19 protein-coding genes are annotated in these 23,570 nt (G+C 55.9%); 8 read left to right on the forward strand and 11 right to left on the reverse strand.

What is annotated here, in order from left to right; translation table 11 throughout:
* Nucleotides 1–38: 38 nt before the first annotated feature.
* Entirely contained in the window at nucleotides 39–485 is a 447-nt protein-coding gene (locus KFE13_RS15730) for a Fur family transcriptional regulator (protein ID WP_260704173.1), read from the forward strand.
* Nucleotides 486–604: 119 nt separating this feature from the next.
* Nucleotides 605–2,884 (forward strand): catalase/peroxidase HPI, encoded by a 2,280-nt coding sequence (gene katG / locus KFE13_RS15735; RefSeq protein ID WP_390891586.1) that lies wholly within the window; start codon nucleotides 605–607, stop codon nucleotides 2,882–2,884.
* A gap of 120 nt (nucleotides 2,885–3,004) precedes the next feature.
* Here the strand turns inward: katG and KFE13_RS15740 are convergent, their stop codons facing one another.
* The 7 genes from KFE13_RS15740 to KFE13_RS15770 form a co-directional block, all read right to left on the reverse strand.
* Entirely contained in the window at nucleotides 3,005–5,332 is a 2,328-nt protein-coding gene (locus KFE13_RS15740; RefSeq protein ID WP_260704186.1) for a molybdopterin cofactor-binding domain-containing protein, read from the reverse strand.
* A 12-nt stretch (nucleotides 5,333–5,344) separates the two neighbouring features.
* The gene (locus KFE13_RS15745; RefSeq protein ID WP_260704187.1) at nucleotides 5,345–5,863 is read right to left on the reverse strand and encodes a (2Fe-2S)-binding protein; all 519 of its coding nucleotides are present in this window, start codon (nucleotides 5,861–5,863) and stop codon (nucleotides 5,345–5,347) included.
* Nucleotides 5,848–6,567, reverse strand: a complete 720-nt coding sequence (locus tag KFE13_RS15750) for a hypothetical protein (RefSeq protein ID WP_260704189.1) — start codon at nucleotides 6,565–6,567, stop codon at nucleotides 5,848–5,850. The genes KFE13_RS15745 and KFE13_RS15750 overlap by 16 nt, the downstream gene beginning before the upstream one ends.
* Nucleotides 6,564–6,893 carry a PadR family transcriptional regulator gene (locus KFE13_RS15755; RefSeq protein ID WP_260704190.1) on the reverse strand — a complete coding sequence of 110 codons (330 nt, stop codon included), beginning with the start codon at nucleotides 6,891–6,893 and terminating at the stop codon, nucleotides 6,564–6,566. The genes KFE13_RS15750 and KFE13_RS15755 overlap by 4 nt, the downstream gene beginning before the upstream one ends.
* 80 nt (nucleotides 6,894–6,973) lie before the next feature.
* Nucleotides 6,974–7,627 carry a cytochrome c3 family protein gene (locus tag KFE13_RS15760; RefSeq protein WP_260704192.1) on the reverse strand — a complete coding sequence of 218 codons (654 nt, stop codon included), beginning with the start codon at nucleotides 7,625–7,627 and terminating at the stop codon, nucleotides 6,974–6,976.
* A 110-nt stretch (nucleotides 7,628–7,737) separates the two neighbouring features.
* A complete protein-coding gene (locus KFE13_RS15765) occupies nucleotides 7,738–9,309 on the reverse strand; it encodes a GMC oxidoreductase (RefSeq protein ID WP_260704194.1) in 1,572 nt (523 codons plus the stop codon).
* Nucleotides 9,310–9,345: 36 nt separating this feature from the next.
* Nucleotides 9,346–10,062 carry a gluconate 2-dehydrogenase subunit 3 family protein gene (locus tag KFE13_RS15770; RefSeq protein ID WP_260704196.1) on the reverse strand — a complete coding sequence of 239 codons (717 nt, stop codon included), beginning with the start codon at nucleotides 10,060–10,062 and terminating at the stop codon, nucleotides 9,346–9,348.
* 357 nt (nucleotides 10,063–10,419) lie between these two features.
* Here KFE13_RS15770 and KFE13_RS15775 point away from each other — a divergent pair, with 357 nt between their 5' ends.
* Nucleotides 10,420–12,006 (forward strand): flavin monoamine oxidase family protein, encoded by a 1,587-nt coding sequence (locus KFE13_RS15775; protein ID WP_260704198.1) that lies wholly within the window; start codon nucleotides 10,420–10,422, stop codon nucleotides 12,004–12,006.
* An 18-nt stretch (nucleotides 12,007–12,024) separates the two neighbouring features.
* Nucleotides 12,025–12,507 (forward strand): Rid family hydrolase, encoded by a 483-nt coding sequence (locus KFE13_RS15780; protein WP_260704205.1) that lies wholly within the window; start codon nucleotides 12,025–12,027, stop codon nucleotides 12,505–12,507.
* Nucleotides 12,508–12,584: 77 nt separating this feature from the next.
* Here KFE13_RS15780 and KFE13_RS15785 read toward each other — a convergent pair whose 3' ends face one another.
* Nucleotides 12,585–13,841 (reverse strand): dipeptidase, encoded by a 1,257-nt coding sequence (locus KFE13_RS15785; protein ID WP_260704207.1) that lies wholly within the window; start codon nucleotides 13,839–13,841, stop codon nucleotides 12,585–12,587.
* Nucleotides 13,842–14,417: 576 nt separating this feature from the next.
* Here KFE13_RS15785 and KFE13_RS15790 point away from each other — a divergent pair.
* Both KFE13_RS15790 and gnd read left to right on the forward strand, forming a co-directional pair.
* The gene (locus KFE13_RS15790) at nucleotides 14,418–17,843 is read left to right on the forward strand and encodes a TonB-dependent receptor (protein WP_260704209.1); all 3,426 of its coding nucleotides are present in this window, start codon (nucleotides 14,418–14,420) and stop codon (nucleotides 17,841–17,843) included.
* Between the two features lie 201 nt (nucleotides 17,844–18,044).
* Entirely contained in the window at nucleotides 18,045–19,505 is a 1,461-nt protein-coding gene (gnd, locus tag KFE13_RS15795) for a decarboxylating NADP(+)-dependent phosphogluconate dehydrogenase (RefSeq protein ID WP_260704211.1), read from the forward strand.
* 101 nt (nucleotides 19,506–19,606) lie between these two features.
* Here the strand turns inward: gnd and KFE13_RS15800 are convergent, their stop codons facing one another.
* Nucleotides 19,607–19,879 (reverse strand): hypothetical protein, encoded by a 273-nt coding sequence (locus KFE13_RS15800; protein ID WP_260704214.1) that lies wholly within the window; start codon nucleotides 19,877–19,879, stop codon nucleotides 19,607–19,609.
* 169 nt (nucleotides 19,880–20,048) lie between these two features.
* Nucleotides 20,049–20,225, reverse strand: coding sequence for a hypothetical protein (locus KFE13_RS15805; RefSeq protein WP_260704216.1), 177 nt, complete (start codon nucleotides 20,223–20,225; stop codon nucleotides 20,049–20,051).
* A 199-nt stretch (nucleotides 20,226–20,424) separates the two neighbouring features.
* Here KFE13_RS15805 and KFE13_RS15810 point away from each other — a divergent pair, with 199 nt between their 5' ends.
* Nucleotides 20,425–20,811 carry a HesB/IscA family protein gene (locus tag KFE13_RS15810; RefSeq protein WP_260704218.1) on the forward strand — a complete coding sequence of 129 codons (387 nt, stop codon included), beginning with the start codon at nucleotides 20,425–20,427 and terminating at the stop codon, nucleotides 20,809–20,811.
* Nucleotides 20,812–20,959: 148 nt separating this feature from the next.
* The gene (locus tag KFE13_RS15815; RefSeq protein ID WP_260704220.1) at nucleotides 20,960–22,159 is read left to right on the forward strand and encodes a type II secretion system F family protein; all 1,200 of its coding nucleotides are present in this window, start codon (nucleotides 20,960–20,962) and stop codon (nucleotides 22,157–22,159) included.
* A 329-nt stretch (nucleotides 22,160–22,488) separates the two neighbouring features.
* Here KFE13_RS15815 and KFE13_RS15820 read toward each other — a convergent pair whose 3' ends face one another.
* Entirely contained in the window at nucleotides 22,489–23,406 is a 918-nt protein-coding gene (locus tag KFE13_RS15820) for a cupin-like domain-containing protein (RefSeq protein ID WP_260704221.1), read from the reverse strand.
* Nucleotides 23,407–23,570: the final 164 nt, after the last annotated feature.

Raw genomic sequence — 23,570 nt, forward strand, 5'->3', positions numbered from 1 at the left:
TTGACGAAACAATAAAAATTATCGTTTACTAGCTATTCATGACGGCCTCTCCCAATGTTAAGGCGCGTAGTTTCCGTGAACTTTGCGAAGATCATGGGATCCCGGCAACTCACCAGCGCCAGGTTCTTTATGAGGTTATGCAGACGATGCATGGCCATCCCAGCCCGGAAGAGATTTACGCACGCGTCAAGAAGCGTGTACCTGCAATCTCCCTGGCGACGGTTTACAAGAACATTCATCTGTTTCTCGATAGAGGCGTGCTAAAAGAACTGAGCATGCATCACGGCTCCCTGCGAGTCGAAATGAACAGCCACGATCATCACCATATGGTGTGCTCGTATTGCAAGGCGATCACCGACATTGAAGAGAAGGATCTCGGGGCTCTTCCGGCACTACAGGAGTTGCCCGGAGGTTTTAAGGTGGAACGCTATTCAATCGATGTCATCGGAATCTGTGCCGCGTGCCAGAAAGTGAAACGCAGCTAAACCCACTCACGAAACCGTAACTCGCCCTAATACTACCGTCGACGACAGCGAGATCTGATCGGCGTTGGACATCGAAAACGAGCCGCTAGAAGAGAACACGACAAGTCAAGGAGAAAACAATGGCCGAACAGACAGAACACACGTCCCAAGGAAAGTCCGAACCCAACGCGCAAGCAACGGGGGAAGCGAAGTGCCCGTTTGATCATGCCGCAGCGTCTAACGGCGCTGCACCTGGCAATGGCGCAGATCGTCACGCGCCGATGACCAATCGTGACTGGTGGCCAAATCACCTTCGGCTTGATCTGCTTCATCAGCACTCGAGACTGTCGAACCCGATGGAAGAGGAGTTCAACTACGCCGAGGAGTTTAAGAAGCTGGACTACTGGCAGCTCAAAAAAGACCTCGCGGCCGTGATGACCGATTCGCAGGACTGGTGGCCGGCAGACTTCGGCCACTACGGTCCATTGATGATTCGCATGGCCTGGCACTCGGCTGGCACCTATCGCACCTTCGACGGCCGTGGCGGTGGTGGACGCGGTCAGCAGCGCTTTGCTCCGCTGAACAGTTGGCCTGACAACGTGAACCTTGATCGCGCGCGGCGTTTGCTGTGGCCGGTCAAGCAGAAGTACGGCAAGCAGATTTCCTGGGCCGACCTGCTCATCCTGGCAGGCAACGTTGCGCTGGAGACGATGGGCTTTAAGACGTTTGGCTTTGCTGGCGGACGCCCTGACGTGTGGGAGCCGGACCAGGACGTGAACTGGGGTGTTGAGAATACCTGGCTCGGTACCGATAAGCGGTACTCCGGCGAACGAGACCTGGCGAATCCTTTTGGCGCAACAACGATGGGTCTTATCTATGTGAATCCTGAAGGGCCGGAAGGAAAGCCCGACCCGATTGCCGCTGCGCACGATATCCGTGTCACCTTCGGCCGCATGGCGATGAACGATGAGGAGACCGTGGCCCTTATCGCTGGCGGTCATACCTTCGGCAAGACTCATGGCGCCAGCGCAGGAAGCCATCTTGCGCACGAGCCCGAAGGTGCGCCAATCGAAAACCAGGGTCTTGGCTGGTCCAGCGCATACAAGACCGGCATCGCCGGTGATGCTATCGGCAGTGGTATCGAAGTGACATGGACAACGACACCCCGACAGTGGAGCAACGGCTTCTTCGAGAGCCTCTTCAAGTACGAGTGGGAGCTGACCAAGGGCCCTGGCGGCGCGTACCAGTGGAAGCCCAAAGGTGATTCTGGCGCGAACACTGTGCCTGACGCACATGATCCCGGCAAGAAGCATCTGCCGGGCATGCTGACTACGGACATCTCCTTAATCAAGGACCCCATCTATCGTGAGATCTCCGAGCGTTTCTACAAGAACCCGGATCAGTTCGCAGATGCTTTTGCTCGCGCCTGGTTTAAGCTGACCCACCGCGATATGGGACCGCGTGCTCGTTACATAGGACCCGAGGTTCCGAAAGAAGAGCTGATCTGGCAGGATCCGATTCCTGCAGTCGATTACGCGCTGATCGAGGAATCAGACGTCAAGGCTCTCAAAGAGAAGGTGCTGTCCTCCGGACTTTCGGTTGCGGATCTGGTCTCAACGGCGTGGGCCTCGGCCTCGAGCTTCCGCGGCTCCGACAAGCGCGGTGGGGCCAATGGCGCTCGCATCCGTTTATCCCCGCAGAAGGACTGGGAGGTCAATCAGCCGCAACAGCTAGCGCGCGTGCTGAAAGTGCTGGAGCAAATCCAGGGCGACTTTAACCAGTCAGCCACCGGCGGAAAGAAGATCTCGTTGGCTGACTTGATCGTGCTTGCTGGTGACGCAGCAATCGAAAAGGCAGCAAAGGACGCCGGCATCGACGTGACGGTACCCTTTACGGCAGGTCGCAACGACGCCTCGCAGGAGCAGACCGATGTTGTATCCTTCGAGCCGCTTGAACCCAAGGTGGACGGATTCCGCTCATACGGTTACAAGTCTCCGGAGCCGGCCGAGGTAGCGCTGTTGGACAAGGCTCAATTGCTGCAGCTGACAGCGCCAGAACTGACGGTGCTGATCGGTGGTCTGCGCGTGCTGAATACGAACTTCGGTGGCACGAAGTTCGGCGTCTTCACCGATCGTCCGGGGAAACTGACCAACGACTTCTTCGTCAATCTGTTAGACATGAAGTACGTGTGGAAAGCGTCGGACGAAGAGGAGAACACCTTTGAAGGCCGTGAGCGAAATTCGGGCAACGCCAAGTGGGTAGCTACGCGCGCCGACTTGATCTTCGGCTCGAACGCACAGCTTCGGGCGCTTTCCGAGGTCTACGCGTGCTCTGATTCACATGCGAAGTTCGTTCACGACTTTGTGAACGCATGGCACAAGGTTATGAACCTCGACCGCTTCGACATCCATACGGCATAATCCTGCTTCGCAGGCATCAGTGGTAGAAGCCCCATATTCAATCTTTCTTTATTGATTGAATATGGGGCTTTGTTATGTAGTGCTACATTGCAGGGGAGTTAGCGCTTCCCAGAACAAAGCTCAAGCTCGAGCATGAAGTAGCCGGTTGACATAGGCAGGCGTCAGCGGGATACGTCGCGCATGAATTCCAGTGGCATCATGGAAAGCCGCCGCGATTGCTGGCGGGCAGATAGCATTGGCAGCCTCAGACCCACCTCCGTAGCCTTTGTCATCGTGGGATATCTGTACAGTCTTGATTTCGGGCATCTCCGCCATGGTGAGAATCTTGTAGCTGCTCCAAAGCGTGCTTGTGATTTTGCCCGTATCAAAGGTAACTTCTTCTTTCAAAGCTTCGCTTATCCCCATGACGACTCCGCTGAGCATGCAGCGCTCAAGCTGGCGTGGGTTGATGATCTTGCCAGGATCGGCACCAATAGTGAACTTTTCAACCTGAATAGCACCAGTGGAGCGCGTAACGATGATCTCAGCGATGCCTACCCAGCAGGCGTTTTGACGAACCATGAGGCACATGCCGCGACCGTGCAGTTGGTCATTGTTGCCATGCGCATCTGGGTTTGGTGAAGGACGTGACTGCCACTCGGCAGCCTTCGCGGTAGCGTGAATGAGCTCGATGAGCCGTTGGTCCGTTGTGTGTGCCAGCCGAAACGCGATGGGATCGGTACCCGTAGCTGCAGCTGCTTCGTTGATGAGGGATTCGAGCGCGAAATTCTGTTGACGCTGCCCAGGAGTGCGCATAATAAGTCCGCGCAGACCCACGCCGCTTGGCGAATCGGAGCCGAGTGTCGGCATGCCGTACACTTCTTCGCGACGATGTGGAATGCGATCGTAGGGCCACTCCGTAGCAATCCAGTAACCGCTCTGCGGTTTACAAGTTGGCATTCCTGCAAGGATGGCCCCGACCATACGCATGTCATTCGATTGCAGTGAATAAAACGAGCTCTTCACTGCTGTGATGCGATGATTGCTGTCCAGGCTGCAGGAGATATCTTCAGCCCAACCGGGCGAGTTCGCAGACCACGCGAGATCATCGGGCAGCATCCATTGCACACGCACCGGACGACCGGTTATTTGCGAAAGAATCGCAGCGTCGCTTTCTGCGCCATCTCCACCGAACGTCGTACGGCCGAATTGTGCCGCGTGGTCAAGCCAGCGCACGACAACTTTATCGATGGAAGTTGAGAGCGTATAGGCGATCTGCGCACGAAGACCTTGTGAGTTGGCGGAATGAGACCAGACCGTAACGGAGCCATCCGGACGGACATCGGCGACAGCCACGAAGGGCCCAATAGGGGCATGCTTCATGAAGGGCTGCTCGTAGGAGGAGTCGATCTTTTGCGCGGCCGTGTTGAATGCCGCTGCTGTCTCCTCTGCATTACCCTTGCCCTCAGACGGTGCACCCCATTTATAACTACGTAGAGTCTCCGTTAGCTTGTCACTTGTTGGAAGGCCAGCCCACTCGGTCCACTTGGTATCGGCTGCAACGGTTTGTGCTGCATTAATTGCTTCCCATTCGTTTGGCGAAAGGACGGCGACAAGGTTTTTCTTAACTACAAGCTGAGCCGTGGGGAAGGTTGTTTTGTCGAGCTTGCCTGCCGAGATAAGCGTTCCGCCAAGCGTAGAGGGGCGTACCATGCGGGCGTGCAGCATGTTTGGAAGTGCAACGTCGCAAGTCCATTGTGTCCTGCCTGTCACCTTGTCAGGAATGCCAGGCATGGGGTTCGAGGAGCCGATGAACTTGTATTGACTCATCGGACGCGTCGGAGGATTGCCCAGAACAACGAGACCGTCCAACCCTGCGACACCATTCGGCGACTTGGAATCGACCGCTGCAGGATCTCCCGAGACGGGAATCGTAAGATCGAGGTGTTGATTACGGACTAAATCCGTATAACGAATCTTCTGCCCATTGCCGGAGACAATGCCATCTTCGACAGTGAGCGATTCGATGGGCGTGCGCAGTTTTTTTGCCGCTAGACGCAGCAAAGCCTGATAGGTATAAGCACCGACTTTGCGCAGATTGTCTGCGCCTGTAAGGAAACCGGCAGAGTAGCCGCCGTCTGGCGTGCGGTCGGTATCACCCATAATCAGACGGATCGTACTGGGGTGCACGCAGAGCTCTTCCGCGATGACCTGTGGGTAGTACCCACTCATGCCGGTGCCAATCTCCGTGCGACCTGTGCGGACGATGATCGTTCCGTCATCTCGAAGTTCGAGCCATGAAGCGATGGAAATGGAGAGAGGAGATGAAGTGTCCGCGCGTGCCGAGAGACGTGGTGTAGCAAACGATACAACAAGGACGCCGCCGCTTTTAAGGAAGCCACGACGTGTGAGACGCGGAAGCAGAAGTCGTGACGAATAAGGAATCGAAGAGGGAAGCGTGATATTCATGGCGATACCTCGTCAAGTTTTCATGGCGGCGGAGGCGCGCTGCACAGCGCGAATAATTGCGGCATACGTACCGCAGCGGCAGAGGTGCGGTGATGGCGGCTTGTTCGTATAAGCGTTCTTAATCTCGGCTACGGTTGGCGCTGGGTTTGTTGCGAGCAGGTCGGCAGCTGCGATCATCATGCCGCTCTGACAGTAGCCACATTGTGGTACCTGTTCCTCGATCCATGCCTGCTGCACGGGGTGCAGGGTGTCCGTATTGGCAGGCAGTCCTTTGGACTGTGTCCAAAGGGCAGAGAGGCCTTCAATGGTCGTAACTTTTTTGCCGGCAACCGCCGCAAGAGGGGTAATGCAAGAGCGTATCTCCGCGCCATCAAGAAGCACTGCACACGCACCACATTGTGCCAGACCGCAGCCATAGCGAGGACCGGTAAGATGACACTCGTTGCGCAGCACATAAAGAAGTGGCGTCTCGGGAGGAGAGCTGATCGCACGATCATGCCCATTGAGATTGACTGTCAGCTTATCTGCCATGGCCACCTCTTGAGCGATTGCGTTTTGCGGGCGGCAGTCGCCACCAGATACCATGCTGGCCAGCTCAGAGCCCAGTTAGGCAGCCAGGCTCCTTTGCTGCTCCAGGTGGGGATGGTGAGCACGGTGATGAGCGTTGCCAGAAAGATTGCTGAGCGAAGACGAATATAGGCGAAGCGCACTCCATGAATCAGTCCCCATGCTGCTGGAATCATGAAGAGGAGAAGACAAAATCGCGAGAGCGATTCAATGCGGAAGCGCGCAAGGCAGAAGGTGCATGGCATAAAGGAGAGTGCCACGCTCAGTAAGACCGTGCGACGCGAGATCGAACCGATGACAAATGCTCCAGTCCACGACCAGGCAATGAATAGGATGAGGTTTGAAAACAGCAAAGCTAAGCCCGGGCCAAGGGAGAGGTGTGTTCCGCTAAGAGCCGTGGAGCTGGTCCATCGCTGGAAGGACTGCGCGATGGAGATGGAAAGGCCCATAAGAAGAAGGCTGAATGGAATGGCAATGCCAAATGCCGCAAGCCATGGTTTCCAGCTTTTCCAGATGGAAAGATGACGACGAGCGCATAAGCCAATGACATCGGCAACACCGTGCCATCCCGTATCATCGATCTCTTCGAGATCACCCAGAACAGCCTCGCGCTCCCACGGAGTAAGCAAACGCGAAGTAGCTTCGAGAATAGTAGAAGGCAGACTCATGCAGTCTCCTTTCCACGTTCAGAGGCCCAGGACACGTTATGGCTAACGCGCATGATGGTGTTATAGAAGTCTTTTGCAGCGCACTGGCCCTGTGGAGTCAGGCGAACCATACGTTTGGCGCGGCCGCCGCGCTCCGCCGTAGCTTCACCCATCCAGGTCGTAAGAAGCCCCTTGGACTCAAGGCGATCTATCGTGGTGTAGAGCGCTCCGATGGAACAGCGTCGCGTGGTGACAGTTTCAATGTGTTCACGGATCGCAGCGCCGTAGGCATTGTCGCCAAGGGACGAAGCCGCAGTGAGGAGGACGTATTCAAACTCTCCGATCATTAGCTACACATTGTGCTGGTAATAGAGAAACGCTGTCAATAGCGTTCGTCACTTCATTTTGAATGTGGGAAGCTGTGTAGCTACAACGTGGGTGCGTGCAGGAAGCTTGCAATCGCAGCGAGCTGGGGGGCGGCGGGGTGGAATCGATTGTCCCGCGGCTGGAGGCGAAGGCGGGCCAGAATCGAACGATCCACGTCAAAGGGGGAGTGTCCGTTCTTCGACATGATGGCGTGGCAGGTGTCGCAGGTAGCTGGCGCTCCCTTGGCTTGATGACATCCAATGCAGGTCCCCATGCTGGTATCTTTTTCAAGAGCGATCGCGGTGCGCTCAGCAACGGGGCCGTGGCACTCCTCGCATTTGTTGCCTGCTGAGGTATGCGTTTTATGGCTGAAGGTTACAAACGAGGGCACACGATAGACGCGAACCCACTCAATCGGATCTTCATTTTTTGCGGCTTCAGCAAGACGTTTGATATCTGGTTTATCGGTTGCGATACCGACATGGCACTGCATGCACTTTGGGGGCTGAGGTATGGCCAGCGTCGAACCATTGCCACGCGGTTCGTGGCAGTCTTTGCAGGTCATATTCGCAGTTTGAATGTGCAGCTTGTGATTGAAGGCGATGGGTTGTGCCGGGGCAGTCGCAGTCGGAGCCGTTCCGGAAGAGGGCTTCGCGGCAGCAGGTGCTGAAGTGCCAGCGTCCTGCGCATGGATTGCGGCAGTGAACCCAAACACCAGAGCAAATATTAGAAGGAACCTCTGCACGCGAAAACCTCCACCCTCAGAAATACGTGCCGTCTCCCTGAGGAAACGGCACCTTGATTCGTTCAGACTGCGCAGGAGCGTTAGACGTTGCCCTTGCGCATCTCCTCGGCCAGATATTCCGATGCGCGCATGGCAAGTGCGCACATGGTGATTGTTGGGTTCTGCCATCCCGCGCTGACAAAGACGCTGGCATCGGTAATGAACAGGTTCTTCATATCATGGCTCTGGCTCCACTTATTGACGACACCCTTCTTCGGATCGTCGCTCATGCGTGCCGTGCCCTGCTCGTGAATGGAGTAACCCGGCGGGTTGAACTCGTAGTTCTTCACCAGAATATCGAAGCCTGCCGACTCAGCCATGGCCGACATGGTGTCGATATAGTCTTTCGCCATGTTGGTTTCATTGCTGGTGTACTTCGTATAGATGTTCAACGTCGGAATACCCCAGGCATCGACCACCTGCTTATTCAGCGTGACGTGATTTTCATAATGGCCCAGCGTCTCGCCCATGATGTTGGTCGAGAAGTGGCTGCCATTGTAGCTCTGCAGCTTCTGCTCGAGTTCCTTGCCATAGTAGGGCAGTGCGCGCGGGTCAAACGGTCCGTTGCTGCACGAGACATTGACGGCGTAGCCACGGAGGAAACCATTACTCTTCGTCTCCAGATTGCGGAAGCGAGGAATCAGAGCGCCGCCCCCCATCAGGCCACGCGTTGCCTTGCCATCACGCGCCTCCGGAACGGAGCAGATGATGCCTGCTCCATAGATTTGATCGGTCAGGTAATGGCCGAGCGCGCCGCTGGAATTGCAAATCTCCGAAAGCATCAGCAGGCGAGTCGTCTCCAGCGTGCCGGCGGCAACCACGACGACACGAGCCTTCAGCACCATCTCCCGGTGTGAGTGACGATCGAGGAAGATGACGCCATCGGCCAGGCCCGTCTTCTTGTCGACCGTGATCTTCCGCACAATAGCGTTCGGGATCGTCGTGAGCTTGCCGGTAGCAACCGCATCCGGCAGAAGCAGATTGAGCGATGATGCCAGTCCATCCTTGCCGAGCGACGAGCGCGGCTTCGTGACCGGTACGCCAAGCTTCTTGCCGGCATCGACGAAGCGCTGCATGGCGCCAGACCATGGTGCATCGTCTTCAATAAAGTTGCCGTCCGGATATTGTGGCAGGTTATCCGTATGACCCGTCACGCGGAAGATCTCTTCGACGCGCGAATAGTAAGGTGCGAGATCTTTCAGCGTGATCGGCCAGTTTTCTCCGAAGCCGTCATGGTCCTTGCTCTTGAACTCATAATCACTCAGGCGGAAGGACTGGCGTCCCCACACAGGAGAGCGTCCACCCATGCTGCGCACACGAACCCAGTTGTATGGCTGGTCGGGTGGATGAGTATAAGGATTCGCTTTCTCATCCAGCCAGAAGTTGGCATTAAACTCACTTGCCTGATACACATGCGGCAAACGGCCGGGCGCAATAAAGCCGCGAAAGGGAAGTTCGTACGCTGGCTTCAGTTCGCGATACCGTTCGAAATTCAGCATCGGTCCCGCATCCAGCATCGTGCAGGCAATGCCTTTTTCCGTCAGAATCTTTGCGGCCATGCCGCCAGTATGTCCCGAACCGATGATCAGGACGTCCACCTTCTTCTGTGCCATGTCTCTCTGTTTCCTTCTCTCTGAGGGGGAAATATCCTATGCCTGCTTATGAGCAGTCATCGATGCGGCATGGGGCGTGCTGCGGTTTACCCATGTCTCGATACCGGGCTCGATCGGATACCAGTACAGGCCCACGCCTGGCGTACGCTCACCCACGGCTTCTGCCGCTGCAGCCCATGCCGGTGAATTCATGGTGGCCATCCGAATGTCACGGTGAGCCAGATTGATGAAGCGCTCCTGACCTTCGCGAGGCGGGTGGTCGTTCATCCATCCTTTAAGGTGCGGGCGAATCACGGCGTCGGCCTGCTTCGCATCGGCCTTCGCAAACGGAACGTTGAACTGCTTCATGCAGTCGGCGTTCAGACGGTCAAGGCCGTTGTTGTACATGGTCTGCTGCGCAGCAGGTGAGGCGCCAATATAGAAATCGAGAAACTCCGGTGTGCCGGCTTTGACGGCGCTCGGATAATCGTCGCCAGCGGGCATCAGGATCTCGCACAGGTGAAGCAGGGTGGCATAACGTACCGGCGTAAAGTAACGCACGTCCGTTATGGCGACAACATCAGGCTGTGAAAGCGGGATGTTCGGCGTATGGAACTGCGCCATCCTCTGTTCGCGAGACACCGCCTGCGGACTGGCCGCGGGTGCAGCAGCAGGTGGATTCTGGGTTTGCGGTGCAGGTTGTTGTTCTCCAAGCGCAGTGCTCGCTGTTGCCGTAGCGACTGCCAGGCCCTTTACAAAGTCACGCCGTCTCATGAGCGAAATCCTACGGGTTACCGATAACTACGTCAATCGCTCGCAGGTAGCGGCGATAATGAGGATAAATTTATCCGCAAATTTGTGAATTCTGGGCAAAGCATCAGGAGAGGACGGGAATTGTGATGAGTGCGTACGGATTTTCCTCTGGCGTCCATTAATTTTTGAGTTAGAGTGAAAGAAACGACTCATCCAGTCACTCTTCCTCTCAGCCCATTGGCCGTGACGCCAGTTGGCAAATCCCGTTCGTTCTATGTATGCAGTCCATATTGTCATCGCCTGGCGTTTGCCATGGGTGGTGACGAGACGGCAACCTTATTTTAAATAACGCTTATTACGGTACGAGGTGTCTTTTCAATGGGAATCACCAGGCGCGATTTTCTGATGCGTGTCGGGCAGGCTGGAGGCTACAGCGCTGCGTTTACAACGATGCAGTCCTTAGGGCTAATGCCGATGAAGGCGGAAACTGCATCCGCAATCGCCGCGGCACCGGGAAGCGGTAAAGGCGTAAAAATTGTGGTCCTCGGTGGCGGAGTGAGCGGCCTTGTCACCGCATACGAGGCCAAAAAACTCGGCTACGATGTAACTCTGCTGGAGGCACGTCACCGTCCCGGCGGCCGCGCATGGAGCGCGCGCAACGGGGATGTCGTTGAATTTGTCGACGGTACGAAGCAGCCGATTACGTGGAGCGAAGGGCTCTATCAGAACATGGGTCCAGCGCGTCTACCCTCGGTGCATGGAACCATGCTGGGCTATTGTCGTGAGCTCAAGGTTCCGCTCGAAGTCGAAGTGAATACATCGCGTTCTACACTGCTGCAAAACGACAAGGTGAACGGCGGTAAGCCCGTACTGCAGCGCAAGGCGATCAACGATACCCGTGGCCACGTCAGCGAGCTGCTTTCAAAAGCCGTTGCGGGCGGCGCTCTCGATCAGGAGCTCAGTACCGAGGACAGGCAGCGCATAATCGATGTCCTCAAAATCTATGGTCCATTGGATAAGAGCGGCAAATATGTAGGATCGGATCGCGCCGATATCAAGCGTTATCCCGGCGCAGGGCCGCAGACGATGCAGGTGGATGATCATCCGCTAAGCATGCACGACTTACTCGATGCGAATTTTTGGGGGGCCGAGCTCTACGAAGAGGCTTGGGACTGGCAGGCGACGATGTTCCAGCCTGTTAATGGTATGCAGCAGATCTCGATCGCCTTCGCGCGGGCACTCGGCTCGACCGTTGTCTATGATGCTCCCGTAACGGAGATCGCGAAGACCTCAAAGGGCGTTCGAGTCGGCTATAGCAAAGGCGGTACGACCAAGTACATTGAGGCCGACTACGCAGTGTGCGCCATGCCTTTATCGATCCTCACGAAGATCAAAGCAGACCTGGACCCGGCGCACAAAGGCGCAGTCGATCGTGGAGGAGCATCCTACCGGGGTTCCTGCAAGGTCCCGTGGGAGTCGCGCCGCTTCTGGGAAACGGACTACAACATCTACGGCGGCCTGTCCTTTCTTTCGCAGGGGCCAAGCCCGATCTGGTATCCCAGTGCCAATCTGTTCTCCGAGCGAGGCATCGTCGTCGCCGGTTACATGGATGAGACGAACGAAGGCTTCGACAAACTTTCCTTGCAGCAGAAATTTGAAGCATCACGCGCATCCATTGAGAAACTCCATCCCGGGCATGGCAAGGAGCTTGAGAAACCCATCTACTGTGGCTGGAAACACATCAAGTGGAATGAAGGCTCATGGATCGGCATGCTCTCTCAAGCGGACTATGACGTCATTACAGAACCGGATGGTCCCATCTACTTTGCCGGTGATCACACCAGCCACGTCGTTGGCTGGCAAGAGGGAGCTGCGCTGAGTGGCCGCCGTGCCGTACAGATGATCAGCGACAAGGTGAAAGCCGCACGCCTTGGAGGCAACCACCGCAACGCAGTTACCGCATAACGACAGGAGCTTTGGTCCATGAGGAAAGCAATACTAGTTCTAACGATCATGACAGGGTCTGCTCTGTCCATACAGGCGCAGACCGTTGTAAAGCATATTCAAGACGATAAGGCGGCCATCGCCAAAGGTGTATGGGCTGGAGACACTTTTTATCTAAGCGGTCAGCTCGCCTCACCTGTAAAGCCTGCTGATCCTGCTAAAGGCACACAGGCAGAATACGGTGATACGAAAGTGCAGGCAGCCAGCGTCTTTGCGAAAATTCAGGCAGCTTTACAGGAGCAGGGGCTCGATATGAAAGACGTCGTTAAGATGACCGTCTTTCTTGGCCCCGACCCAAAGACCGGCAAGCTGGATTTTGCGGGGATGCAATCGGAATATGTGAAGTTCTTCGGCACGAAAGAGCAACCGAACAAACCAGCACGGTCGGCCTTTCAGGTAGCTGCACTCGCCGCACCCTGGGCGCTGCTGGAGATCGAAGTAATAGCCGTCAAAAGCAAATAGATCCAACAGCGAAACGATATAAAAGGGACCCAATTGGGTCCCTTTATGCATAGGCAATTTTTCTACTCATAACGATGCTACTTCTTGGATATGTCTGAGTGAATTGCTGGCGTCGAGCTCAATTCCTTCGCTCGTTGTTCCACCGCGCGCATCACCCGCAGCAAGTTGCCGCCGTAGATCTTCTTGATGTCGTCGGCGGAGTAGCCCTTTTCCAGCAACGCGCGTGTAAGCGCAGGAAATTTATTGTAGGAATCGAGATCCGGTGGCACACAACCCACGCCATCAAAATCCGTGCCAATGCCTACATGGTCCACCCCGCCAGTCTTTACCGCGTGATCAATCTGCGCAACAACATCTGCCAGTGTTGCTGGCGGCAGCTTCTCTGCGAAATCGGCACGGAGCTTCTCAATGGCGGCGGCCTTAGCGGTTGGATCCTCGATCTTCATCGCAGCCATATACTGCTCGCGCATGGCTGCCTGCAGCGGCTTCGATTCATTGAAGTATCGCTGCGAAAGGAACTCGCACCCGAAGTTGATCTGCATAACACCGCCTTTTGCGGCCAGCGCCTTGATCATCTCGTCGGTCATATTGCGCGTATAGCTTGCGACGGCGCGGCAACCTGAGTGCGATGCAATAATCGGAGCCGACGATGTCTCCAGAGCATCCCAGAACGTCTTGTCGGCCGTGTGCGAGATGTCGACCATCATGCCCAGCCGGTTCATCTCCCGTACCACATCCTTCCCAAACGGGGTCAATCCGTTGTGGTGTGCAACCTTGGGATTATCCGCATCTCCCTGCGAATCGGCCCAGTTGTTCGTGTTGAAGTGCGTCAACGTCATATAGCGAACACCGAGCGCATAATAGTCGCGCAGCAGGCGAAGCGAATCTTCAATCGCGTGCCCGCCCTCGATCCCCATTAGGGCAGCAATCTTATGCTCGTTATGTGCGTGAACAATATCATCCGCTGTGGTCGCAAAGACAAACTCATTCGGATGCGCCGCGACGATGTCCGTGCGCACTGTGTCGATCATCTGGAGAGCGCGATTAGCCGAATGGTTGCCATTCACATAATCGGCCCCCACATACACCGCAAAAAACTCCGCGCCAAGAAAGCCTTTCATGCGAGCCAGGTCTGTCTGTCCGTGCTTATTCGGGGTGGAGATGTCATAGCCCTCGACAGTGCGCGAAGTCACATCATCGTGGGTATCGATAAGAATGGCCTCGCGCGTTATGCGATCCACCTCGGCTTGAGTAACTTTATGTTGTTGCGCAGCAAGTGGAAGCGTAAGCAGTGTGAGCGTAGCAAAGCAGGACACGTAGCGTGAGAACGGCACGGTGAACCTCATCGTTTGAAGTGAGCTTATTCTTTCCACAATAACCGCAAACTAGCGAAGTGGCTCTAATTCAAGCCGCAGAAATGCGAAAAGAAGAGACATCGCATGCAATCATGAAGAACGCTGGCGAAATGTGAATTTTATGTTGACACCCTAGAGTCACTCGGCTAGTCTCAACCCATAACGACAAGCTATCGCCACATTTGTTGAGAGCCCTGCTCTCAGCCCGGATGAGGTGTACTAGCTTCCGTGTTGCAGGCAAAACCCTTAGAAAAGAGCAACCCAAAATGCTCGCTAAATTTTGTAGTTAGCCTGTTGTACCTCTGACGATGCAGTCGGAGAAGGTTGTAGAGACCCCCGTCGTGATCTACAGCAGATAAGCAGATACAAACAAACGTTGACGCAGGCAGGAAATGCAGACAAAGGTCCGCACAGCAAGGCTGTCGCTCGATCTTTGAATACGCTTCTCTCGCCGGTTAGCGCTTATTTCTATTCCGTCGCTACGACCTGAACGCACAGGCCGTTAACCCGAAGTGTCTCTGTGACCGACATTGTGATCCGCTGGAGGCCGTATTTATGCATCGCTTCTTAGAAAAAATTGTTCGATTGCTCCCACTCGTTATCTTGCTATGCATTGCATCAGCAGCAGTAGCTCAGTCCAACTATGGCGCGATACGTGGCCTCGTGATGGACAGCCAGGGGGCAGGTATCCCGAAGGCCAGCATCGTTTTGACATCGGAAGCCACAAAAATCACGCGCACCACGGCCACCAATGGGTCGGGAGAGTTTGCGTTCAGTGCTGTGGATCCCGGCAAATATTCCATTGTGATCACAAGCGATGGATTCAAGCGTGTCGAATCCCACGGCATTATCGTGGACGCCGGCAATACGATCGCGCACGACGTCAAACTGGAGCTGGGCTCCACTTCGCAAAGCATCGAAGTGATCGCCCTCGACCCCGTCGTAGACAATACAACGTCTTACGGCGGCCAGATGATCGATGCGCAGAAGCTGCAGAATCTGCCGAATCCAGGCCGCAATCCATTTTTGTTTTCCAAGCTTGACAATGCAGTCACAGCGACCGGCGATCCACGTTTTGTGCGTTTTCAGGACCAGAGCGGCTCATCGACAATCTCGATCGCCGGCGGTCCTATGAGCTCGAATAACTACTCGATCGACGGTGTGCCAATTACCGACTTTGCCAATCGGGCCGTGATCATCCCCAGCATTGAAGCAGTCGAGGAAGTCAAGGTTCAGGCAAACACCTACGACGCCGAGATCGGCCGCACCAGCGGCGGTATGTTCAACACCACACTCCGATCCGGATCGAGTTCTCTCCATGGTGTACTGCAGGGAGAGACGCGTCAGACCAACTGGGGAGCGAATACCTTCTTCAATAATCAAACGGGAACCCCAAGAGGAGCTGCGGAATTTTATTCCTACGTAGGCAGCCTCTCTGGGCCAATTCCGCTTCCCAGATGGCTAGGTGGAAGAGATAAAACCTTCTTCGCTGTTACAGAAGAGGGCTACCGGCAGCGCTCCCCATTTGTTAACCAGACAGGCTTTGTTGTCCCCACGGTACTGCAGCGCACCGGCGACTTCTCCGAGATCGGAACGGTGACACCCTCAGGACAGTGCGCCTCCGGCACTTGCATCAAAAATCTTGCCACTGGTGCCTATTATCCGGGTAACAAAATTACGAACATCAACCCGATCGGCCTGAAGATATTGCAGGCATATCCGGTTCCGAACACCAACATTAGCAGTGTTGGTGTGAACAATTTCAACGGCGGAGATACGTTGGGCGACCGCGCCGACGAGTTCAACGGAAAGCTGACGCATCAGTTCACCTCATGGTGGCTCTCCGACTTCTACTACCTTCACTACGGCAGCAAGGAACCAGGCGGCAATCCGCTGCAAACGCAGGCCAGCTATTCCGGCTCCTACCTTCTCTACCGCAAAGTTGACGCCGTCGGCATTCAGAACACAGTCACCGTGAATCCGACGACTGTATTGACGGTAGGCTTCGGCTTCAACCGTTTCCCGAACAATACACTCGACATCAGCAACGGCTTCGATCAATCCACCCTGGGCTTTCCGAGTTACTACATTAACGCCCAGTCCAAGAAGGCGTTTCCGCGTATTACGACCGATGGGACCACCCTCTCCAACGAAGGCACATCCAACTCCGGCCCTGCCGTCTTCTTCTCTCGCAACTTTGTGGTCGGTGTAGCCAAGACGATGGGGAAGCACAACATCAAGACAGGCTATAACTACCGCGCTATCAGTGTGACCTTCACCAGCTTGAGCGATACATCGGGCTGGTTCAACTTCAACAATCTTTCAGGAACTGCGGCCGCAGACATTCTGCAAGGCTATCCAACCACCGGACAGCTCATTGTTCCGTCGAAGCTTGCGTACACCACGGCCTACCAGGCGGTTTACCTGCAGGACGACTTCAGGCTCACACCCCGTCTCACATTCAACCTGGGTTTCCGCTACGAGTTTGAGCCCGGCATCCATGAGCGGAACAACAATATCTCCGTCGGCTTCGACAGAAATGTCACCTACAACGCCTTCAACAGCGGAGTACAGGCCAAGGGCGGCGTCGAATTCGCAGGCCAGAACGGATACGGCACCAACACCGGCAACATGGGCAGCAAGTACAGCCCGCGCGTAGGTTTCGCGTATTCGGTCGATAACGACACCGTGCTCAAAGGTGGGTATGGACTCTTCTACGCGCCGCTGTACTACAGCAATACCAACACCTACGCACCCGGTTATATCCTGACAAATGCGATTCCCTCACAAAGCGGAACGCCAACGATTAGCCTGAGCAATCCTTACCCGAACATCAAGACAACGCCGACAGGAAACGCGAATGGCCTCAGCACCAACATCGGAACCACGCTGTCTTTGATCGATCAGTACAGGCGTTCACCACTCTTCCAGAGCTATTCTCTGCAACTCGAGCACCAGTTCCCAATGGGGATCGCGCTCAAACTTGGTTACATCGGTGGCCATGGTCGTAATCTTCCGAACAGCCTCAACATTAATCAGCTTCCTGACAATCAATATTCTTTAGGTTCAGCTCTGAACACGAAGGTGGCGAATCCCTATGCTGGGCTTGGTTCATGGGGAACTGGCACCGTCAGCCAGTACCAGACGCTGCTTCCATTCCCGCAGTACCAGGGAATCACAATGGCGCAGAGCACCGGCAAGTCGAGCTACAACTCGCTTGACCTCAAGGTGCAAAAGCGATTTAGCAGAGGCGTCACACTGTTGGCCGCCTATACGTGGTCCTCAAACTGGGACAACATCTGGGGCGCCTATGGCTCATCCAACGCCCTCAATTCCGGCAACAATGGCCCTCAGGATATCTACAACCTCGGTCCGGAGTACGCACGCGCAACAAACAATATCCCAAACCGCGTTTCGTTCGCCGGAACGTACGAGCTTCCCTTCGGCAGAGGCAAGCAGTTCCTCAGCGGTGTCAATCGTTGGATCGATCTGGCTGTAGGCGGATGGAAGTTCAACGACATCACCGTAATCCAGAACGGTGGGCCTCTTGCCATTACGCAATCCAATGGCAACAGCTCTTACGGCAACGGCACGCAGCGGCCCAGTCTGATCCCAGGAATGAACCCCTGCAAATCGGGCAGCCCCGAAGGTCGTTTGAACAATTACTTCAATGCGGCGGCCTACAGCATCACCGCGCCGTATGCCTTTGGAACAGCCCCACGCGCCAGCAACTGCTATGGTCCCGGTTACGTCAACTCGGATCTCTCCCTGAACAAGGACTTCCGCATCACCGAACGGATGCATGCCGAGTTCCGTGCTGAGGCGCTCAACGCCTTCAACACGCCTCAGTTTGCGACCCCGAATCTATCGGTGGGCAGCTACACCAACGGAGCTCCGAAGTACAACTCCGGCGCAGGCCAGATTGGCGGAACTCTGGGCTTCCCGCGTCTGGTCCAACTCGGTGGCAGGTTCTACTTCTAACTGCTGATCGACGGCGGCCCGGAGCACCCTCCCAGGGGGCTCCGGGCCGTCCTGTTTAAATCGCTCACTATTCGGTCGTCATCTCGGTGTGATAAAAAGGCCAGACCGGGCAGTTTTAAGCCCAAATCTCGTCTAACGTCTTCTTGTGCAGATTTACTTCGGTCCCTACGCGAGGGGCGCGATTTTATTGGAGAAAAGTGAATGGCTGACGGTACGTGTGATATCGGTCTGGTAGGTTTGGCTGTCATGGGTCAAAACCTTGTTTTAAATATGAATGACCATGGCTATAAGGTTGCGGTCTTTAATCGCACGACCTCGAAGGTCGACGAGTTCATCAACAACGAGGCCAAAGGAACCCAGGTCGTCGGTGCTCACTCGGCTGAAGAGCTCTGCAAGCTCCTCAAGCGCCCCCGCCGCGTCATGTTGATGGTCAAGGCTGGCGACGTCGTCGATCAGACCATCGACCACATCCTCCCATATCTCGAGAAGGGTGACATCATCATCGACGGCGGCAACTCGCTGTTCACTGACACGAACCGCCGCACCAAGGAGCTCGCCGAAAAAGGCATTCTCTTCGTCGGTACTGGCGTCTCCGGCGGAGAAGAGGGCGCGCGCTTCGGCCCCTCCATCATGCCCGGCGGAAATCCCGCGGCATGGCCGCATGTGAAGGAGATCTTCCAGGCCATCTCCGCCAAAGTCGAAGACGGAACCCCCTGCTGCGACTGGGTCGGCCAGGATGGAGCCGGTCACTACGTCAAGATGGTGCACAACGGCATCGAGTACGGCGACATCCAGCTCATCTGCGAGGCCTACCAACTCATGCACGAGGCCCTCGGCCTCACCGCCGACGAACTCGCCGACATCTTTACCGAGTGGAACAAAGGCGAGCTCGACAGCTACCTCATCGAGATCACCGCCGAAATCTTCTCCAAGAAGGACGACGACGGTAAGCCGCTCATCGACAAGATCCTCGACACCGCCGGCCAGAAGGGAACCGGCAAGTGGACAGCCATCTCCGCTCTCGACCTCGGCCAACCCGTCACTCTCATCGGCGAGAGCGTCTTCGCACGCTGCCTCTCCGCTCTCAAAGACGAGCGTGTCGCCGCCTCAACGGTCCTCCACGGACCCAGGAAGGTGCTCACCGTCTCCGAGAAGAAGGAATTCATCGAGGACGTCCGACGCGCACTCTACTGCTCCAAGATGGTCAGCTACGCGCAGGGCTATATGCTGCTCCGCGCCATCGAGAAGGAGCAGAACTGGGACCTCAACATGGGTGGCATCGCGCTCATGTGGCGTGGCGGCTGCATCATTCGCAGCGTCTTCCTCGGCAATATCAAGGCTGCATTCGACAAGAACCCGAAGCTGCAGAACCTGCTGCTCGACGACTTCTTCTCCGGCGCGCTCAACAAGTACGGCTGGTCCTGGCGTAAAGCCATCATCCATGCCATCGAGATCGGCGTTCCCACCCCGGCCTTCTCGACAGCTCTCGCCTTCTACGACGGCTACCGCACCGAACGCCTTCCCGCAAACCTTCTGCAGGCGCAACGCGACTTCTTCGGTGCGCACACCTACGAGCGTGTAGACAAGCCTCGCGGTGAGTTCTTCCACACGAACTGGACGGGACGCGGAGGCCGTGTCTCCTCCACCACCTACAACGCATAACAAGGATCGCAAAAGAAAAATAAGAAAGGGCGAGCCAGGCGGCTCGCCCTTTCTTATGTCACATACCTGGGGGCTCTGAGGTATTTAAAACAACACAACGTTTATTGCAAACGCTGCCATGCGTCGTAAGTAAAGATGCCGACAATCGCAACGGTCATCGCTGCTGCGGCAACTCCCAGGGCGCGAACGATGGGTTGAATCTGGTTGACTCTGCGTACGATCTCGAGTTGTTCGTGCTGTTCGTTGGATTCGGTGTCGCTCAGGAAGAGCTGATCTTCCTCATAGCGAGTGAGTTGGCCGCGGTATGCGAGTAGTGCGAGAAAACAGGCTGCCACTACTCCCCAGATGATGAGCATCACGGGTATTGCACTCATAACAATGTTCCTCCGCCCTCAATGGGGTCGACAACATTGGGCAACTCCCGCTGGCATTGTTGGCGGGCCGGCAGCAGGCTCGGATGGCAGCGGAGGCCGTCCGGTCCGAATCATACGCCTGTCTGGAAACTCTCGGCTAATCTTTTTCGGCAGGTGGTCACTCCGCTGATCACGGGTGACGAGCCAGTAGATACAACGCAGCCAATGCCACACCCACCACGATCAGAATCACCAGTCCAATCAGGGCCGCGATAAACCGGGCCGACTGCTCCGCTGCCTCCTTGCTGGGCTGCGTAATGCCAAACGTATTAATGAAGGCATTCGCCAAAAAGAGCAGTGGTTTCATAGCATTATCGGTGGGCAGCAAAAACATCCTTGACCGCCTTTGATCCTAACAGGGAAACCGCTCTCTTCTGAATCCGGCCACGAATCGATGCATCTAAACCAAATAGGCGGGAAGCCAGGTGACGTCCCGCCGCGGCTTTGAGCTTGCCGCATCGAAACCGGCGGGCTTACACTTAAGAGGTCTGAAAGAAGGAGATTCGATGTCTACTGCAGCCGTTACCCCTACTCCTGAAGTTGTTACTGGTGCTCCCGCGTCGACGCAGCCAGTAACCCTTACCCCCGCGGCAATCGCCAAGGTCAAAGACATTATGGCGACGCAGGACCCAGTCCCCGCCGGGCTCAGGATCGGTGTGGTCGGCGGCGGTTGTTCCGGCTTCCAGTACTCCATGTCGTTCGAGAACCAGGCCGGCATGATGGATAAGGTCTACAAATTCGACGATCTGAAGGTCTTCGTCGATGCCACCTCCGCCATGTATCTGCTCAACTGCACGGTCGACTATGTCGAAACCCTCGAGGCCGCCGGCTTCAAGTTTGAGAACGCTGCCGTCAAGTCCACCTGCGGATGCGGTTCGAGCTTCAGCGTCTAAGCTCCCGCAAACAAGCTACTTTCAAAAGCCCCGGCACCGTCCGGGGCTTTTGCTGTCTACAAGTAGGAAGCTGCGAATCCGCCGCCGGAACGTCTAAGATTGAACTGAGTCAGGCAAAGGCTGGCGCGCAGGAGTCTTCCGCACCCTTATGAATGAGTTTGTAGTCAGGCTGTCTGATGAACGAGGGCGTGTGCAGGAGCAGACGCACACCGCGGCGACCGCCGAAGAGCTCCGGGCGCGCTTCACGCAGGCCGGTTATTACGTCTACTCCGTCAAGGCGCGCGGAGCCCTGGCCTCCGCCGGACGCAAGAAGGTCAATCTCGAAACCTTTCTGATCTTCAATCAGCAGTTCCTTACCCTCATCCGCGCCGGACTCCCCATCCTGGGCTCGCTCGAGCTCCTCGGCAGACGCCAGAAATCGCCCCACTTCCGCGCCCAGTTGGAGGATGTGGCCACACGCGTCAAAACCGGCGAATCCATCTCGCAGGCCTTCGAGGCCCAGGGCGGATTCCCCGTCGTCTATACCACCACGCTGCTCGCCGGCGAACGCTCAGGCAACCTTGAAGAGGTGCTGGAGCGCTACCTCAACTTCCAGCGTGTCTCTCTGACTTTCCGCAAGAAACTCAAGGCCAGCCTGATCTATCCTGCGCTGCTCATCGTCATGGTGATCGCGCTCTTTATCTTCCTCATCACCTTCGTCGTCCCGCGTTTTGCCCAGCTTTACGAACAGCTCGGTACAGAGCTGCCCGCGTTGACCGTCTTCCTGCTCGACCTCGGCCACAACGCACAGCACTACGGCATCTATGTCGCCGTTGTTCTGGGTGCTCTGCTCTTTCTCTTCTACCGTTGGACAAAGACAGACGCTGGAGCAACCGCAATCGATAAGGTTCGCGTCAGCCTCCCCGTCTTCGGCCCCGTCTGGTTGAAGTACCAGGTCGGCCTCTTCTCACGAACACTCTCGACGCTCCTCACCGGCGGCCTGCCGCTCGTTCCGTCGCTCGAAACCGCCGCCCGCTCCATCGACTCCCGCCAGGTCGCCAATGCCGTCTTTCGGTCCGTCGAAACCGTCCGCGAAGGCAAAGGCCTGGCCCGCAGCCTCGAACAAACGAAGGCCTTCCCCGAGCTCTCCATCGAGATGATCGAGGTCGGCGAATCCACCGGCGCTCTTCCGCAGATGCTCAACTCCGTCGCAGAATTCTTCGAAGAAGACGTCCAGACCAACCTGACCGCCGCGATGAGCCTCATCGAACCGCTCATTCTCGTCGTCATGGGCATCGTCGTCGTCACCATCCTCATCGCGCTCTATCTGCCCATCTTTAGCCTCGGCGCCAACGGCATGACCAACTAAACAACCCATCGCCTCGTACAGCTTTGCGACAGGTCATCCCGGGCGAAAAGCCGAGGAACCGAGCATTTTCCTCGTAGGAAGTGTCAAGCCCCCTCAAATCGTAAACCACACATTCCAAAGCAAATAAACTCAGGAAAAAGTGCCGGTTAGTTTCTGTGACTTTGCTACACTTTAACCAGTAGGCAAAACAAATCCCCAGCGCCATGCTGGGGATTTGTCTTTTGAAATCAATACTTTAGCCGTAACTCACCTGTTTTGAATATTTTACCCTTAAGGTTAGGGCCTAAACCTTATGGAATGAATATTTTGCGAAAAACAGGGGGAGGGGGTCACCGCGCCCGGATCGGATCTCCCTTCAGCTTGTGCATAAACCGATTCGCCGCACGAGCCGGGTTATACGTCATCGACATAAAGACATTCTTCAAGCCATCGCTCAGCGGCGACTCAAAGGGCGGCCGAGGATTGATCTTCAGGAAGCGGCGCAGATAGTGGTTAGCGCGGTAGATGTTCCCACGCTCCGAATCTTTCCATGTAAAGTTCACGCTCAGCGAAACCGAGATATTGTTGTCGTTCTTCAGCCAGTGCGGCCAGTTCACCGGAAGATGAACTCCATTGCCAGGCTCCAGATGGTAGCTCGTCGCATGATCCTGAAGCTCCGGTTTGTAGCGCGGAGCATTGTTGTCGACCGTCCAGAACCGCTCGATCTCTTCCTGCGGCAGCACTTCGCTGTCCTTGCTGTCGAAAATGTGGATCATCTTCGTGCCATGAATCTGCAGCAGAAAATTGCATTCGCGGTCGATATGGTACGTTGTCACGCGATTCGGCGAGGTGATGAAGATCAGCGCATCCTGAACGCGCATCACCTTCTTGAAGTCGACGCCGCTCAGATCTGAGAACTCCGACATGCACTGGTCATAAATCGCGGCATATTCGGGATCGTGCTGCGCCTGGTGAATCGCGATCCACGCGCCATTATGCTCGATGCGCTCCAGCGCATCCTCAAGCGGCGGCGGCGGCGAAAACTCATCCCAGCGAGCGCCGATGGCGACGTCCTTGCCCGCATCGTAGTAGAGATCCTGCTTGTGTGTCCGCTGGGTCTCCTTGGCCAGTTCCATCAGCCGCGGTAGCGTAAACAGAGGATTCTCGGCTAGCTTGTGATGGAACATGAAGGCTTCGCGGTTGAACTTCTTTGGGAAGTCCTCGCTCGGAACGATCGTTTGCGCGGTAGCCTCTGTAAGTACAGGCATAACGTACTCTCCTTGCAGAAATCACGTGCAGAGCCCGGGGAGGTATGTGCAGATACTTTCTCACAGCCGCAGGAGGTTTGTTAAGCCGATTCTCTGCACCGAAAGTCGTGCGATCATGCAGTGACGGCGCGATTAAATGGAACAGAACGTGCTCGAAGGGCCCC

The sequence above is a fragment of the Edaphobacter flagellatus genome, assembly GCF_025264665.1.
Classification (GTDB): domain Bacteria; phylum Acidobacteriota; class Terriglobia; order Terriglobales; family Acidobacteriaceae; genus Edaphobacter; species Edaphobacter flagellatus.